The organism is Desmonostoc muscorum LEGE 12446 (genome assembly GCF_015207005.2).
Lineage (GTDB): Bacteria > Cyanobacteriota > Cyanobacteriia > Cyanobacteriales > Nostocaceae > Nostoc > Nostoc muscorum.
Genome location: NZ_JADEXS020000001.1, coordinates 1,629,549 through 1,644,968 on the forward strand (window position 1 = coordinate 1,629,549; position 15,420 = coordinate 1,644,968).

Annotated in this window: 13 protein-coding genes and 1 pseudogene; 9 read left to right on the forward strand and 5 right to left on the reverse strand. The window is 42.1% G+C overall.

Features of this window, described 5'->3' with window-relative positions; translation table 11 throughout:
• From IQ276_RS07205 to IQ276_RS07230, 6 genes are all read left to right on the forward strand, one after another.
• The gene (locus tag IQ276_RS07205) at positions 1–1,185 is read left to right on the forward strand and encodes an NAD(P)H-quinone oxidoreductase subunit H (RefSeq protein ID WP_190875486.1); all 1,185 of its coding nucleotides are present in this window, start codon (positions 1–3) and stop codon (positions 1,183–1,185) included.
• A gap of 225 nt (positions 1,186–1,410) precedes the next feature.
• Positions 1,411–1,794: a phospholipase D-like domain-containing protein gene (locus IQ276_RS07210; protein ID WP_228043174.1), complete on the forward strand. Its 384-nt coding sequence runs from the start codon at positions 1,411–1,413 to the stop codon at positions 1,792–1,794.
• Between the two features lie 528 nt (positions 1,795–2,322).
• On the forward strand, positions 2,323–4,050 hold the full coding sequence (locus tag IQ276_RS07215) for a glycosyltransferase family 4 protein (protein ID WP_193918518.1): 1,728 nt from the start codon (positions 2,323–2,325) through the stop codon (positions 4,048–4,050).
• A gap of 431 nt (positions 4,051–4,481) precedes the next feature.
• Positions 4,482–5,831 (forward strand): Eco57I restriction-modification methylase domain-containing protein, encoded by a 1,350-nt coding sequence (locus IQ276_RS07220; RefSeq protein WP_228043173.1) that lies wholly within the window; start codon positions 4,482–4,484, stop codon positions 5,829–5,831.
• Positions 5,832–6,657: 826 nt separating this feature from the next.
• The gene (locus IQ276_RS07225; protein ID WP_190875487.1) at positions 6,658–7,194 is read left to right on the forward strand and encodes a GAF domain-containing protein; all 537 of its coding nucleotides are present in this window, start codon (positions 6,658–6,660) and stop codon (positions 7,192–7,194) included.
• 83 nt (positions 7,195–7,277) lie between these two features.
• A complete protein-coding gene (locus IQ276_RS07230) occupies positions 7,278–7,667 on the forward strand; it encodes a VOC family protein (protein WP_193918516.1) in 390 nt (129 codons plus the stop codon).
• A 237-nt stretch (positions 7,668–7,904) separates the two neighbouring features.
• Here the strand turns inward: IQ276_RS07230 and IQ276_RS07235 are convergent, their stop codons facing one another.
• Both IQ276_RS07235 and IQ276_RS07240 read right to left on the reverse strand, forming a co-directional pair.
• Positions 7,905–8,348 carry a type II toxin-antitoxin system PemK/MazF family toxin gene (locus IQ276_RS07235; protein ID WP_193918514.1) on the reverse strand — a complete coding sequence of 148 codons (444 nt, stop codon included), beginning with the start codon at positions 8,346–8,348 and terminating at the stop codon, positions 7,905–7,907.
• Positions 8,342–8,584, reverse strand: a complete 243-nt coding sequence (locus IQ276_RS07240; protein ID WP_193918512.1) for an AbrB/MazE/SpoVT family DNA-binding domain-containing protein — start codon at positions 8,582–8,584, stop codon at positions 8,342–8,344. Before IQ276_RS07240 ends, IQ276_RS07235 begins: the two co-directional genes overlap by 7 nt.
• A 357-nt stretch (positions 8,585–8,941) precedes the next feature.
• Between IQ276_RS07240 and IQ276_RS07245 the strand changes: the two genes are divergently transcribed.
• Positions 8,942–9,934 carry an alpha/beta fold hydrolase gene (locus IQ276_RS07245; protein WP_193918510.1) on the forward strand — a complete coding sequence of 331 codons (993 nt, stop codon included), beginning with the start codon at positions 8,942–8,944 and terminating at the stop codon, positions 9,932–9,934.
• A gap of 276 nt (positions 9,935–10,210) precedes the next feature.
• Positions 10,211–11,440 carry a class I SAM-dependent methyltransferase gene (locus tag IQ276_RS07250; RefSeq protein ID WP_235115501.1) on the forward strand — a complete coding sequence of 410 codons (1,230 nt, stop codon included), beginning with the start codon at positions 10,211–10,213 and terminating at the stop codon, positions 11,438–11,440.
• A gap of 176 nt (positions 11,441–11,616) precedes the next feature.
• Here IQ276_RS07250 and IQ276_RS40115 read toward each other — a convergent pair whose 3' ends face one another.
• A complete protein-coding gene (locus IQ276_RS40115; protein ID WP_255264312.1) occupies positions 11,617–11,748 on the reverse strand; it encodes a hypothetical protein in 132 nt (43 codons plus the stop codon).
• Positions 11,749–11,831: 83 nt separating this feature from the next.
• On the opposite strand from IQ276_RS40115, the gene IQ276_RS07255 reads away from it, so the two are divergent.
• Positions 11,832–12,710 (forward strand): NAD(P)-dependent oxidoreductase, encoded by an 879-nt coding sequence (locus tag IQ276_RS07255; protein ID WP_193922515.1) that lies wholly within the window; start codon positions 11,832–11,834, stop codon positions 12,708–12,710.
• Positions 12,711–12,871: 161 nt separating this feature from the next.
• Here IQ276_RS07255 and IQ276_RS07260 read toward each other — a convergent pair whose 3' ends face one another.
• Entirely contained in the window at positions 12,872–14,935 is a 2,064-nt protein-coding gene (locus IQ276_RS07260) for a type 2 periplasmic-binding domain-containing protein (protein ID WP_193922509.1), read from the reverse strand.
• Between the two features lie 153 nt (positions 14,936–15,088).
• A pseudogene (locus IQ276_RS07265) lies at positions 15,089–15,418 on the reverse strand (Hsp33 family molecular chaperone HslO); the annotation flags it as partial.
• Between the last annotated feature and the right edge of the window lie 2 nt (positions 15,419–15,420).

Below are 15,420 nucleotides of genomic sequence, written 5' to 3' on the forward strand. Positions count from 1 at the left end.
ATGACCAGACTAGAAACCCGCACTGAACCGATGGTGCTAAACATGGGGCCACACCACCCCTCAATGCACGGGGTTCTGCGGCTAATTGTCACCTTGGATGGCGAAGATGTCGTTGACTGTGAACCAGTGATTGGCTACCTGCACCGAGGAATGGAAAAAATTGCTGAGAACCGCACCAACGTCATGTACGTCCCCTACGTTAGCCGCTGGGACTACGCTGCGGGAATGTTCAACGAAGCCGTCACCGTCAACGCCCCGGAAAAATTAGCAGGTGTAGCTGTCCCCAAACGCGCTAGTTACATTCGCGTCATCATGCTGGAGTTGAACCGCATCGCTAATCACTTACTGTGGTTTGGTCCCTTCCTCGCGGACGTTGGCGCTCAAACTCCCTTCTTTTACCAATTCCGGGAACGGGAGATGATTTATGATTTGTGGGAAGCCGCCACAGGTTACCGGATGGTGAATAATAATTACTTCCGCGTCGGTGGCGTGGCAGCTGATTTGCCTTATGGTTGGGTAGATAAGTGTCAGGAATTCTGCGATTACTTAATACCCAAAATTGATGAATACGAACGCTTGGTGACAGATAACCCCATCTTCCGGCGACGTGTTGAAGGTATCGGCACCATCACCCGTGAAGAAGCAATTAACTGGGGACTTTCTGGCCCAATGTTACGCGCATCCGGTGTGAAATGGGATTTGCGGAAAGTTGACCACTACGAATGCTACGATGACTTCGATTGGGACGTGCAGTGGGAAACTGCCGGTGATTGCTTTGCCCGTTACGTGGTGCGGATGCGGGAAATGCGCGAATCTGTGAAGATTATTCGCCAAGCAATCAAAGGACTTCCCGGCGGCCCTTACGAAAATCTCGAAGCTAAGCGCTTAGCCGCAGGTAAAAAATCTGAGTGGGATGCCTTTGATTATCAGTACATTGGTAAAAAAGTTTCCCCCACCTTCAAAATTCCCAAGGGTGAAATCTACGCCCGTGTAGAAAGTGGCAAAGGTGAACTCGGAATTTATCTCGTAGGCGATGATAATGTCTTCCCTGCACGGTGGAAAATTCGCGCTGCTGACTTCAACAACCTCCAGATTCTCCCGCATTTACTACGGGGGATGAAAGTCGCAGATATCGTGGTCATTCTCGGTAGTATTGACGTGATTATGGGTTCTGTGGATAGGTAGAAAGTATTTATCCAAGTACTTTTTTAGAGCAGTTGTATTACAGCAACTGCTCTATTTTTTTTAGCATTCGTAAAACTGGCGATGATATAGCCGTTCGCATTCAAATGCGGTATAACATTATATCCCCAAGTGTAGGGGCACGGCACTGCCGTGCCCCTACAGGTGTAGTAGGTTGGGAAACGCTAGACATAACATAAGTACGAAATATTTATAAAGTTTTAAATAATGCGCCGCATCTTTGACAACATTGATTTACAACTGCTACCGATTTTGCGAGAAACCCTGAAAGTCTCTTATCGAGCAGATTTTTGTGTTGGCTACTTTAACCTGAGAGGTTGGCGAAGAATTGATGATTTAATCGAACAGTATGTTGGCAGTGAAAATGCTTGCTGTCGTTTGCTAATTGGGATGCAAAGTTTGCCGAGTGATGAAGTTCATGCGGCATTTACTCTTAGTGGTGGTGATGGACCGATTGATAATAGTAGCATTGTGCGAGGCAAACGTTATCGAGCAATTACAGAATATATTGCCGCTAACGAAAGTAAATGTATTTTATTATCTGCTACTCCTTACAATAAAAGTTCTCACATCTTGCACCTGGAAATATGAATGTCAAAACCACAACTAAGTGCAAGGGGAGATAGGCGTTCAATATCAAGTAAAAGAAGAGACACAACTATTTGAGGGAAAATAGATTATAGGGCAATTTTTGCAGCCTGACCCCAATCAGGTGGTGATCCAGACTGAATATGGAGATAAGTCCAAATAAGCAACTACTATATGTAGACCACGTTTGCTTTTAGCCGTACCATTTGAACCCCTCTAAATTTTTGTAGCCTGAAACCGTTGTGGCTATGTGACCAAATGCTGTGCCAAATAACTTAGACTTTTATTGGTACAGTCAAAACAAGCTTTTTCTCCGTTTTTTGATGAAAAAGTGATTTTATTTCTGTAACTCCTTCATGGCAAGCCTTTCAAGCTTTACGTGGCGGCAAAATATGTCTTGGCTACTTTTACCGCAGCATATTTTCAACTAATTGTTAAATGTAATATGCTGCCCGTAATAAATTACCACAATCCTTGTTTTCAAACGATTTCAAAGAATCTATACCTGTTGTTTACAACTAAAACTCGATCATGAAAATTTTGCTCACTCAACTTATATCTTACATTCCTACAGTCACCGGCGCGAACAAAGCTAATCGGCTGCTAATAGAAGAACTAGCACGAAATCATGCTTGTCAGGTCGTGGCTCCAGCAATCAATAATATACAAGAGTTAAATCCTAAGACAAAGACTCAAAGTAGGGAAAAGCTACTCAAAGAGTTGGAAACTCATAATATTAGCATCACTGCCTCTTATGATGCAGCTGAGATATATCATCACAAAGGTGTCGAAGTACATGCATTGATGGACAATAACCAATTGTTCACTTACTTGAAGAATCAAATTAAGGAATTTCAGCCAACATGGACGCTTGTTGCTACGGAGGGTTCACTACAAGGGTTATTAATGGCTGCTCTTAAGACCAGCCCCAATCGAGTTATTTATGTGGTTCAAACCACCATCATGCTGCCCTTCGGGCCGGATTCAATCTGTCCCAGCCCAACCCTAACAGAAATGCTCCGCCAAGCGGCAGGCATTATCACTATCAGCCACTATCTCAAAGAATACATCTGGAAGTGGGGCAAGATGAAATCAGAGGTAGTAAATTTACCAGTGTATGGCTCTGGGCCGTTTCCTTACTTCGGATGCTTCGAGCAGGGATATGTCACAATAGTAAATCCTAGTGTACTTAAAGGCATCTCCATATTTTTAGAACTTGCTAAGAAGCTGCCCAATATCCCTTTTGCGGCAGTGCCAGGTTGGGGGACAACAGATGCCGACCTCGCTGCCCTAAAGCAATTGCCTAACGTCAAAATACTGTCATGGGTTGAAAATATCGACGAAATTTTTGCCCAATCCCGCGTTCTGCTTGTGCCATCTTTGTGGTCTGAGGCAAGAGGTTATGTGGTTACGGAAGCTATGCTTCGTGGCATTCCAGTACTAGGCAGTAATGTAGGCGGAATCCCAGAAGCAAAACTAGGGATTGATTACGTCCTACCTGTAAATCAAATTCAGAAATACTACGAAGAATCTCCCAACAAAGATACACCGTTAATCCCAATAGTGCCACCAGATCAGGACATAGAACCCTGGTATCAGGCACTCCAGAAATTGCTCTCAGATAGCGACCACTATGAACAACTGTCAAAAGCATCGCGGATAGCGGCGTTGGAGTATTTAGATAACTGTTCAATCGAATATATTGAACAGTATTTAGAGACTTTATCTCCAAATACCACCAGAAAGCATGACAGCAGCACCCAGACATACAGTCTTTTGGAGCTAGCGGAAAATCTTCCACCCCAGCACCGCGCTTTACTGGCGCTAGGACTTATGAACAAAAATAAGATCGCCTCTTTAATGAACGGTAAACAGCTGGCTGCTGCTCAACAGGCAGGATTTGAAACAAAAGAAAGTTATGTAGCTCCTCGCACTTCTATCGAAATGATACTGGCTTTCCTTTGTGCAGACATGCTTGATCTAGAACGAGTGAGTATTTACGATAACTTATTAGATTTGTTAGGAAATATCATCACGCCAAATCAGTTTCTCTCTCGTGTCAATGAAGTCTTTGAGTTAGAAATATCCAGACTAGTCATGTTTGGGGTTATCGTACCCAATGTGGCAGAGATAGCGGATGTGATTGTGCGATACCAAATTGAAAAAGCAGACCCTACGGTACTTGCGGCCAATTTAGAGCAACTCAAAGACTTGCCAAATGAAGAAATTGAAGTGCTAGTTGCTAACGAAATCTATTGACCATAGCACGCAAGTATTATCAACGGGGTCTCAGGGCTATGGAGCTTATTTTATCGGCATCGTAGCCTTTTTTGTCGCCCCGTCAGCGATGAATCGCCGTCTCTACAATCATTAGCCCTTTGTAGAGACGGCGATTTATCGCGTCTTTGTTGTATTGCGGAAAACACTTAAATTAGAAAGCAAACTGGGGTTTGAGAAAGTAAAAGCTTCTTTTACTTGCGGAAAACACCAAAATGAGTAAACAAAAGCTTCTTTTACTTGCGGAAAACACCAAAATGAGTAAGCAAACTGGGGTTTGAATAAGTAAAAGCTTCTTTTACTTGCGGAAAACACTAAAATGAGTAAGCAAAAGCTTCTTTTGAGTAAGTAAAAGCTCATTTTGAGAAAGCATTTCAGGTGAAAATCATTTTTATGCTGAATTTCTCAAGGCTTTGTTTTTTGAAAGCTTTGCTAAACCTGAGATTGAACGCGATTTATCTGTTCAGGAATTGGTAGGAAAGGTTAAATATCTCAATGGTGGTCTATTTCTTAAGCATCATATTGAAGAGAAATATCAAATTTCTATAGTTGATGAGGCGTTTCCACAAGTTCTAGATTTATTTGGGCGTTATTCTTGGAATCTGGATGATACGCCGGAAGGAAAAGACGACGAAATTAACCCCGATGTCTTAGGTTACATTTTTGTAAAATATATTAATCAAAAGGCTTTTGGAGCCTATTATACTAGACCACAAATTACAGAATATCTCTGTGACAGAACTATTCACAAGTTAATTGTAGACCGCGTAAATGATGCGTTATCTGATAAGTATAAGCCATTTGAGGATATCAACGAACTTTTCATTAAGCTCGATACAAATGTTTGTCGTCTATTAATGGAAGATATTCTTCCTAATTTATCAATTCTTGACCCAGCTTGTGGTTCTGGTGCTTTTCTTGTCGCAGCGATGAAGACGCTAATACAAGTTTATAGTAATGTTTTAGAACGCGGCGGTTTTGATGCGATTATTACTAATCCACCTTGGGAGATATTTAAACCACAGGCGAAAGAGTTCTTTGCACAACATAATGAACTGGTGACGAAGAACAAGATGGATATTAAAGATTTTGAGAAAGAACAGAATAAACTATTACAAAATCCAATAATTGCCAGTACTTGGTTAGAATATCAAAGTCAATATCCTTATGTCAGTGCTTATTATCGTTCATCTGAACAGTATAAAAATCAGATTTCTATTGTGAATGGTAAAAAAGCAGGTACGGATATTAATCTCTATAAGCTGTTTACAGAACAATGTTTTAATCTTTTGTGTTTAGGCGGTGAGTGTGGAATTGTAATTCCTAGTGGAATTTACACTGATTTGGGGACTAAGCAATTACGGGAGATGTTGTTTAGCCAAACTAAAGTTACTGGCTTACTTTGTCTTGAGAATCGTAAGGAAGTTTTTGAAGGTGTTCATCGCAGTTTTAAAATAGTTGTTCTTACTTTTGTTAAAGGTAGTATAACAACAGAATTTCCATCTGCGTTTATGCGTCATGATGTGCAGGAACTTCAAACATTTCCTGGTGAAGACAGCTTGCAGATTAGTGTTGATATGATACGTAAACTATCGCCTGATTCGCTATCTGTCATGGAGTTTAAGAATGAAGTAGATATTTTCATCTCTAAAAAAATGCTTAAGTTTCCTTTACTGGGCGAAAAGATTGAGGGGAAATGGAATCTGCGCTTAAAAGAAGCAGCATTGTCAGCTTACCGTAACTTTGGTTTTACCCCACCCTAACCCTCCCCTTGTAAAGGGGAGGGAACTAGATTTTTTGTTTCTCCCTGATTAGCTTTACTAAAATCGCACCCCTCATTGCTTGTAAAGGGGAGGGAACTAGATTTGTTATTTCTCCTCTTGTAAAGGGGAGAGAACTCAATACTGTTCGGTTAAGGCATCAGACGCGATAAATCGCCGTCTCTACAATAATCATTCCTTTGTCTTGACGGCAATTTATCGCGTCTTTGGAATTTAGAATTTTACAGGACTTACGCACAGGTAACGGAAAATCGTAGACGCGATGCGGCTTCCCGCAGGGTACCACAGAGGACACAGAGAACACGGAGGAATAAGAGTTAGAGAGGTTTTTTGCGTAAGTCCTGTTTTAATCAAAAAACCTTAACCGAACCGTATTGGGAGGGAACTAGATTTCTTGTTTCCCCCCAATACATCGGGGGGATTAAGGGGGGTATTTCGATTTGTGTTTACAACGTAGCCTTTTAGGAGAAAGGAATCGAGGTGAGGTTAAAGTCTATTGCATACAAGCGATCGCTATATTTATTGCTTCAAACTATAAAAAACCCAAACATATTATTTGTAATTTTCCCAAATTCTTAACTTTGAATTTAGATTTTAATATATTCTCTGGTGCAGATTAAAAAAATGAATTTCTTAATAATTTATTTTCAATTCACCGTTCGCGTAGCGTTCCGTAGGGAAGATGTTGACTAGTATTAACTTCCGTTAAAATTGAAATGCTGCTATAAATACAAAAATGTATTTAAATAAGGTGTAATAAATTACTATATAAATCCGGCAGCATTTACCTAGTCGTAATTTGAGAACCGTGCAAATTCATCCTCACTCCGAATTTAACCATAGCCGCGATCGCCGTGAACAGGGTTTGCAAAAATTGCTCGATCGCCTTGTCAAAAGGATACAGCGGGATGAGTTAGTCCGGCAAACAACAAATCAACTCAGAGAATCGCTTCAGGTCGATCGCGTGGTGTTGTATTATTTTTACGGGCAGTGGCAAGGACAAGTAACTTTTGAATCTCTGAGTTCTCAAGAATTATCAATACTTGGTTCCACTGGCCCTGATAATTGTTTTAACGATGAGTATGCTGCTTTATACTTAGCAGGACGCGTAAAGGCGATCGCTGATATTGAATTAGAGCCAATGGAGTCTTGTCACCGAGATTTTCTCCGCACTATGCAAGTCCGCGCCAACCTCGTAGTACCAATTTTAATACCTAGAGGATTATGGGGATTATTAGTAGCACATCAGTGCCAAGCGCCTCATAATTGGTCACTATTAGATATGGAAATGATGCAAACAGCAGCGCAAACTCTAGCAACAGACGATAATATTCTCGAAAGTTAAGCTACTGTACATTGAAATCGCATACAGTTAAATAGCAAAGATACTCGCTAGCACTGATTCTTCTAAAATAAGGAGAAAAAACTGTGAAATTTGGTCACACGGTAATCTGGGTAGACGATGTAGTTAAGACCGTTGAGTTTTACGAAAAAGCATTTGGTCTGTTTCGTCGCACCCTCCAAGATCATGGACAGTTTATCTGGGCTGAAATCGAAACCGGAAACACCACATTGGCTTTCTCCTCCACTAGCGAAGCAGAGAAATTATTTCCCGGTGGCTTTCATCCCAATGACGCCACACAACCGCCAACATTAATCCAAATCTCATTCATTACTCCTGATGTTGGTAGTGCTTACATGAGAGCCATAGGAGCAGGAGCAAAACCATTAGATGCCCCTAAATCTCAACCTGGGGGACAAACAATTGCCCGTGTCCGCGATATCAATGGCGTACTGGTGTCCTTGGTGAGTGGTTAGTGGCAATCGCTATTAAAATAGGACTTACGCATTGACAAGAAATGCCAAATATGAATGAGTTTAAAAACCACATCTTTCGTAAGGGCACAGCAATGCTGTGCCCCTACAGCATGGTCTATTTACGTAGTTTACCGCCGTAGGCATCACAGGATAATTAAGAAAAGCCTGAAACAACCTATGCATCGTTCATTCACATTACGATGCATTTGTACAGTGCGTAAGTCCTATAAAATTGTTTTACAAAATTAATGTTTCAAGCTTTGCCTGTACTTCTTCTATTAAATCTTGTGCAACACTTTCAACAAATTTTACCTTTCTAGCTCTCCAATCTAGTGTTTTAATTTGGTCAGCTAATACAACTCCTTTTGTTTGCATTCCCTCAAGAAGAGGAACTTCAAAACTAAGCCCTTTTGGATTGCTAGTTATAGGACAAGCTAAAACCAAAGAAGCCATTCGATTGTATTTAATTGGAGATATAACAAGAACAGGGCGGTAGCCTATTTGCTCACGCCCTTCTTGTTGTAGTTGATTGTTTAGTGTCCTAGCAATATGATCAAATGACATTCCTGAGGCTTGAAGAGCAAATGCACCCCGAATCGAATCAGCCGTAAACTGCTGTGCATTTCCAAATTCTAATTTGACAATATCTCCTCTGTCAGGAAAGTAGGGATTAACTACCAATCTTCATTCCCCACAGTATTGCCGGTATCAAATTCAGGGTGAAATTTATCAGGAGTCATACCTTCAAGTAACTCATCAAGCGTATATTTTTTTCTTTTTTGTGGTGTAATTACAATACTGTTACCTTCCACACTAAAATTTATAGCTGTCCCTTCGGTTATGTGTGCTTGTTCAGCTACCGATCTGGGAATCCGAATAGCTAAACTGTTTCCCCATTTAGCAATAACTGCTGTCATAGCTATCTCCAAATGTTCTGTTAGAGATCCACACGCCTAAACTTCAAAATTTGGCAGCAAAACGCTCTTAACAGTTCTTATTTGACGTATATACTTTGAAGATACAAATTTACTTGGCGGGTGTCAACACGCCGATGTAGATTTGGTGAAAAAATATGCCAGTAACCACGAAGAGGGTTTAGTTAAGGGCTACTTGTACAAAATTGTGGGTTTTCTAGACGCGATAAATCGCCGTCTCTACAAATGTTTTGGTCTTTTTCTGATATTGGTTATTTCGACTGCACGGTATCAAACTTGACATAATATGCTATTGTTCCACAATGCCGCGAGGCCGTTAGCTGGCAAGAAGACTTAAGTATGTTGATCCTAATTAGAGTTTTTCTGCTAGTTGCTACAACAGTTTATCAAGCGATCGCGTGCTGGCTTGAAGATCGAAAAGCGCCCCCTGGCCAAATGTTTAATGTAGGTGGATATCGTCTACATCTCTACATAGCAGGAGACGCTAGAGATGCTAGTCCAACAATTGTCCTAGACCACAGTTTAGGAGGAATTGAGGGCTATCTCCTAGTTGAAGAATTGGCGAAGTTAGCACGAGTATGTATCTATGACCGAGCTGGTTATGGATGGAGCAATCACAGCCCACATCCCCGAACCAGCAATCAAATTGTCACGGAATTAGATATGCTACTTACTCAAGCAGGAATTGAACCACCCTACATTTTAATAGGAGATTCCTTTGGTAGCTACAATGTACGGCTGTATGCCCATCGTTTTCCTCAGAAGGTTATTGGAATGGTACTTACAGACGGACTGCATGAGACTGGAATGCTCAAAATGTCTTTTCAGTTGCAAGCTTTGAAACTCTTTTTTATATCTGGCTTTGTGATGTCTATTCTAGGCTCGATACTTGGGATTATTCGATTAATGAGGATATGCAAAGTATTTGAGATCCTAAAACCTGAATTAAGCCAATTTCCTCAGCACTTACTTAATTCAATAAAACGTTCTTTTTGTCGTCCTAAACACTGGATTACAATGAGCCGAGAGATGTTAAATTTAACCGTTAGTGGACGTGAGGTTAGTGCAGCTAACAAGTTTGGTGAGATGCCTATAGTTAATATCAAAGCAAATTCTTTTTTCAAGCCTTCTATTTTGACTGTTTTTATTCCTCTGCGAGGCGCCAATCAATTGCGGAAACAGATGCATGTAGAGTTACTTAAGTTATCAACGAACTGTACTCAACTTCAAGCAAGTAAGAGCGGTCATTTTGTATGGGTAGATCAACCTGATGTAATTATAAATGCTGTAAAAATTGTTCTAAATAAAGTTGATCCTTCTTCTTCAGGTTAACAGGCATAGATACTAGACTTGCCTTGAAAATAGGGAGTAGGGAGTGGGGAGTAGGGAGTAGGGAAAAGAAATTTTCATTCCTCCTTGTGAGTGCAACTTATTGGTAGGCGATCGCATCGAACTGCAAACTTCCCAAGTTTTGTCTGTCAATGAATGCCAGCGTTCATTTCACAGTAGCCGATATTATGAGGTTTGTAGACCGTTAGGGAAATTATGAATTTTGTTTTGCATCATTCATAATTCATTTATTTTCTTAATACTTTAATCTCAAATTTTATGAATTCCAATCCTTTGCTGTGTACAGCGATCGCAAATCATATCACCACCAGTCCCCAGCAGCGAATTAGTTTCGCTCAATTCATGGAAATGGCGCTATACCACCCTGAACACGGCTACTATTCCAGCGATGCAGTCAAAATTGGCTTTCAAGGTGGTGATTTTTTCACCTCTCCCAACCTTACCTCTGACTTTGGCGAGTTACTTGCAGAACAATTTTTGCAAATGTGGGAGATTTTAGGGCGACCTGTAACCTTTTCTCTGGTAGAAATGGGAGCAGGTCAAGGACTGTTGGCATTACATATCCTCAAGTATTATCAGCTACACTACCCGGATTTTTTTGCCGCCCTGGAGTATGTGATTATTGAAAAGTCGCCAACTTTAAGGCAAGAACAGCAGCAACGCTTACAAGATTTGCCTGTGCGTTGGTGCAATCTAGAGGATATCCCATCAAATGCGATCGCTGGCTGTTTTTTTTCTAATGAGTTAGTCGATGCCTTCCCAGTCCATCAATTCACCCTAGAAACCGGGGAACTGCAAGAAATTTATGTGACAACACAGGGGGATGAGGGAGATGAGGGAGATGAGGGGGATGAGGGAGATGAAGAAGTATTTTCTTCAACTGGTCGTTTGCCAACATTTGTGGAAGTGACAGGGAAACCTTCCACGCCCCAATTAGCCGAGTATTTCGACTTAGTGGGAATCGATTTAGCTTCAGGTGCATACCCAGATGGTTACCGCAGTGAAATTAATTTAGCTGCTCTGGACTGGTTGAGTATAGTAGCAGACCGCTTGCAGCGCGGCTATGTGTTAACAATTGATTATGGCTACCCTGCTACTCGTTATTACAATCCCAGGCGATCGCAAGGAACGTTACAGTGCTATTATCAACATCGTTTCCATGACAACCCTTATATCAATATCGGACGACAAGATATCACTGCCCATGTTGACTTTACGGCTTTGGAATGCTGGGGCGATCGCTGTGGTTTAGAAAACGTTGGTTTTATCCAGCAAGGACTATTTTTGATGGCATTGGGATTAGGGGAACGGATTTCTGGTATTTCCTATCAAAAGCAACCCCTCTCGCAATTACTACAGCGGCGGGACGCACTACACCAGCTTTTAGACCCCACAGGATTGGGTGGTTTTGGAGTCTTAATTCAGAGCAAAAATCTGGAAAAAACAGAAATTTCTCAACCGCTAAAAGGATTGACTCTGCCAGAGTAAAGCTAAATTTGAAAAGTTAAAACTCTATTTAAGAATGCAGTATTAGTTTTATTTGGACTAGCATAACAGTGATTACTGTAAAGTTAAACACAATTGGAAAGTAATAATTATGTCAGCCCATGACCTATTAATGTTAGTAACACTACTTACCCCAGGTATTTTGCTTTCAGTTTTGATTATGCTGACTTTTGCCGCTGGCGGGTGAAGTAATCAGTTACTGATAATACTGCTTGCACCATTCTCAATAACTGGGTAGGCACTGCCAACATCCTAAAATAAAGGCAGTGTCCGCCCAAAAAAATTGCCATCGAGTGACTGATGCAAAATGTCAAAATAGATACGCAGATTTTACGAAGGACTACGCCTACGCTGTACCAAAGGAACATAAAAAATGAAGGTGGCATTTCTGGGAACTGGACTGATGGGACTACCAATGGCTCAAAGGTTATTAGCCGCAGATATACAGCTAGTTGCCTATAATCGCACCCCAGAAAAATTAGCACCACTACAAGCAGCTGGGGCTGAAATTGCCACACACGCCCGCCACGCCATTAGTGCTGCTGAGTGCGTAATCCTCATGCTTACTAATGCCCCAGCCATTTATAATGTCTTGCTTTCAGATAGAGCTTCCCAAACTCTCAACGGGCGCACTATCATCCAAATGGGAACAATTACTCCCACAGAAAGCCAGGAAATTAGAGATGCAGTTGTTGCAGGTGGTGGTGAGTATTTAGAAGCACCCGTGTTAGGAAGCATCCCCGAAGCAAAAGCTGGCAAATTGATTGTTATGGTAGGTGCCCAGCCAGAACAATATCAACGCCACTTGAAGTTACTCCAAAATTTTGGGACAGAACCTTTACTTGTCGGCCCTGTGGGAGCAGCGGCGGGGCTGAAATTGGCACTCAATCAACTAATAGCTTCCCTAACAACTAGCTTTGCTTTGAGTCTCGCTTTTGTTCAGCGTCAAGGTGTGGATGTGGATGTGTTTATGCAAATCTTGCGCGACAGTTCACTTTATGCGCCGACCTTTGACAAAAAACTACAACGGATGTTGGATGGCAATTATGCCAATCCCAATTTTCCCACAAAACACTTGCTCAAAGATACAGAATTGTTTATCTCAGAAGCAAAATCTGTGAGTTTAGATCTCAGTAGTATTAAAGGAGTGCGACAAATCTTGCAAACAGCCGTGAAAATGTCATTTGCTGAAGATGATTATTCATCACTATTTGCTGTCATTAAAGAATGGGGAGAAGCGATCGGTGATTGAGCATTTGGCGTTCTAAGGTTTAATGTGGTAGGGTGCGTTATGGACGTTAGTCCTAACGCACCAAAAATCTGGGATGATGCCCTACCCTCAGCAATAACACACCCTAAAATTTTTCTGAACACAAACCTATTGCTTTATACACCCATCAAAAATACATAGAATCACTGACCAATAATAGTCGTTGATGGCGACGGTTCTGGAGACTCTGCCGGAGGCGAAGGTTCTGGTTGAGGATTGAGAAATTCCTGCCAAGTCCTAATCTGGTCTTGTGCTGCATTGTAAGCAGAACTACCGCGTGGAATGGACTTGGCAATCTGAATTCCTCTGCCAATATCAGACTGACCTTGAGAACGTGCTATATCTAATAATTGCTGACTCCATTGGTCAATGGCGAGATTGGCATCCATGCGTAAGATGCTATTATTGGAAACCCGATTTGCTAACCGTATTGCCTCAGTCAAGGCTTCTGGCGTCCCGGCGGCTGCGGTTTCCTGGGCTTTTCTCCAGTTTTCTCTGGTCTGGATTTGCCCTTGCCAGTCATCAATAGCGGTTTGTGCTTCGCCAGAAAGCGCCCTCCCCGAAGATGCAATTTGTTGAGCTGCACTAATGGCGGCGGTGAGATTTCCACTCAGAGCCAACTCTCTTGCTTGATCTAGGTAGGGTTGGTCTTCAATTCGCTGAATCTTTCCTGCCCAGGTGCGAATTTTTCTACGTGCTTCTGGATATAATGCACGACCTCTACGGATTTGGCTAGCTTGAGCGATCGCAGCTTGCAACGAGTTAATATCATCAAATATTGCTATCTGTTCGGCGCGTTCTAAGTAAGGTTGGTCTTCGATGGTCTCTACTTGGGCTTGCCAGCGACCCATTTCTTGCCTAGCTTCTGTGCCTCTGGGGTTACTAGCAGGGATCAGTTGCGCTTGGGCGATCGCTGCTGTTAAATTATTGACTGTTCCTTGGCTAGCCAATATTCTCGCTTTTTCCAGATGGGCAACATCTTCGATTTCTAATTGCCAACGAGCAATTAACTGCTGCGCTTCCTCATATACTGGTCTTGAAGGATCGATTTGTTGTGCTTGGGCGATCGCTGCTTCTAAACCAGAGACATTACCCAGCCAAGCGCTTCTTTTGGCGTCAGCTATGGCGATAAAGTCATCTGTTTCGCCTTGGAGTTTCGCACTTTCAGGAATTTGTCTAGCAATATCCAGTGCTTCATCGGCATTTTGCTGGTTGAGTTTTGCCTGTGCCAAATCCAGCATTTTACGCCCAAACACCGGAATCGCTTCCTGAGCTTTTTGGTAAAGGTAACTTTCCTGCCCGATGGACTCCGCTAGCTTGATCGCTTCGAGTAAATTATCAACAACCTTGCTTTGTGCTAAATTTTCCGCTTTTCCTAACTTATCGCCATCTTCCCTGGCTGTGGCAATTAGGCGATTCAATTGGTCGTATTTAGTACCCGCCCAGTATTGGTTGTCCACGCGTAACATTCTGGCAGAGAGCATGAATGCCGATTGCCAGCGTCGTTCCCGAACTTCAGCGATCGCATTATTGTAAATGCTATCTGCCTTCGACCAAATTGTTTGCCATTTGTCAATTTGCTCGTCTACTAATTTATAAGCAGCCACATCTTCTGGTATCTTGCGGGCAGTAGCGATCGCTTCTTCCAAATTTCCTGTTTGGAAACTCTGATCGGCTAACTTCAAAATATCCCGCGACCATTCTTCGATGAAACGATTAATTTCTGCGTGTAACGGGTGATTTTCTGGTAGCTCCTTCACCAGAGCGATCGCTTGCAGCAGGTCATTCACTGTATCTTTAGAAGCTGCCAATTGAGCGCAGTGCAATCGCACCGAAGCACTAGCTAAAGGCCAGAAAATCGATGGACAATTAGGGGCAGCTGGCAACTTCAGCAGCATTGCCATTGCCAAGAATGCTACACTGCCAGGAATCAAAGTTAGCAGTAATGACCACAATATCCAACTTCTCATCCAGCGTGGCAATTTCCGAGAACTTTTGCTCGCTTGGATAGTGTCTTGTGAATGACTATCTTTGCCAACGGAATTGTTTTTTTTTCGCCGCTTCACTGACTTGGAGGTAGAACCAGTAGCTGGGACATCAAACGGTTGAGTTTCACCGAATTGCTCTGTTCGGGATAATCTTGTGTTTTGATCTGGCTCTCTTGCTCTGGCTCCTGACCAACTGTCTGGAATATCCCGCTCTGTCATCTCTCACACCAAAATAATTGAATAGCTTTCTGTTTTAGGTCGATAATTCCATTGTTGCCATAGTAACTTTCTCATGATTAAAAAGCTACTTTTTTGATTATCTATCCCCACAGATACCATTAAAACGCTAAAACTTTAGTGCTGTTTTATACTTTATCCTGAAATCGTAGATTCAGCCTGCAAATCGGCAATTAGCTGAGCTAAATGATCGCTACTTGCCTGGTAAACGCTGCCGCAAAAATCGCAAGTTGCTTCGGCACCATCATCTTTAATAATCATATCTTGGAGTTCCGCTTCTCCCAAAATTTTGAGTGCCCCCAAAACGCGATCGAAAGAACAACCGCAGTGGAAGCGCAGCATTTGCCTTTCGGGAAAAATTGCTAGCCCCATATCTCCTAGCAAGTCGCCAAATATTTCGGGTAACGTTTTCCCAGCTTGCAGCAACGGCGTAAAACCTGCTAAAGCAGCCACCCGTGATTCTAGGG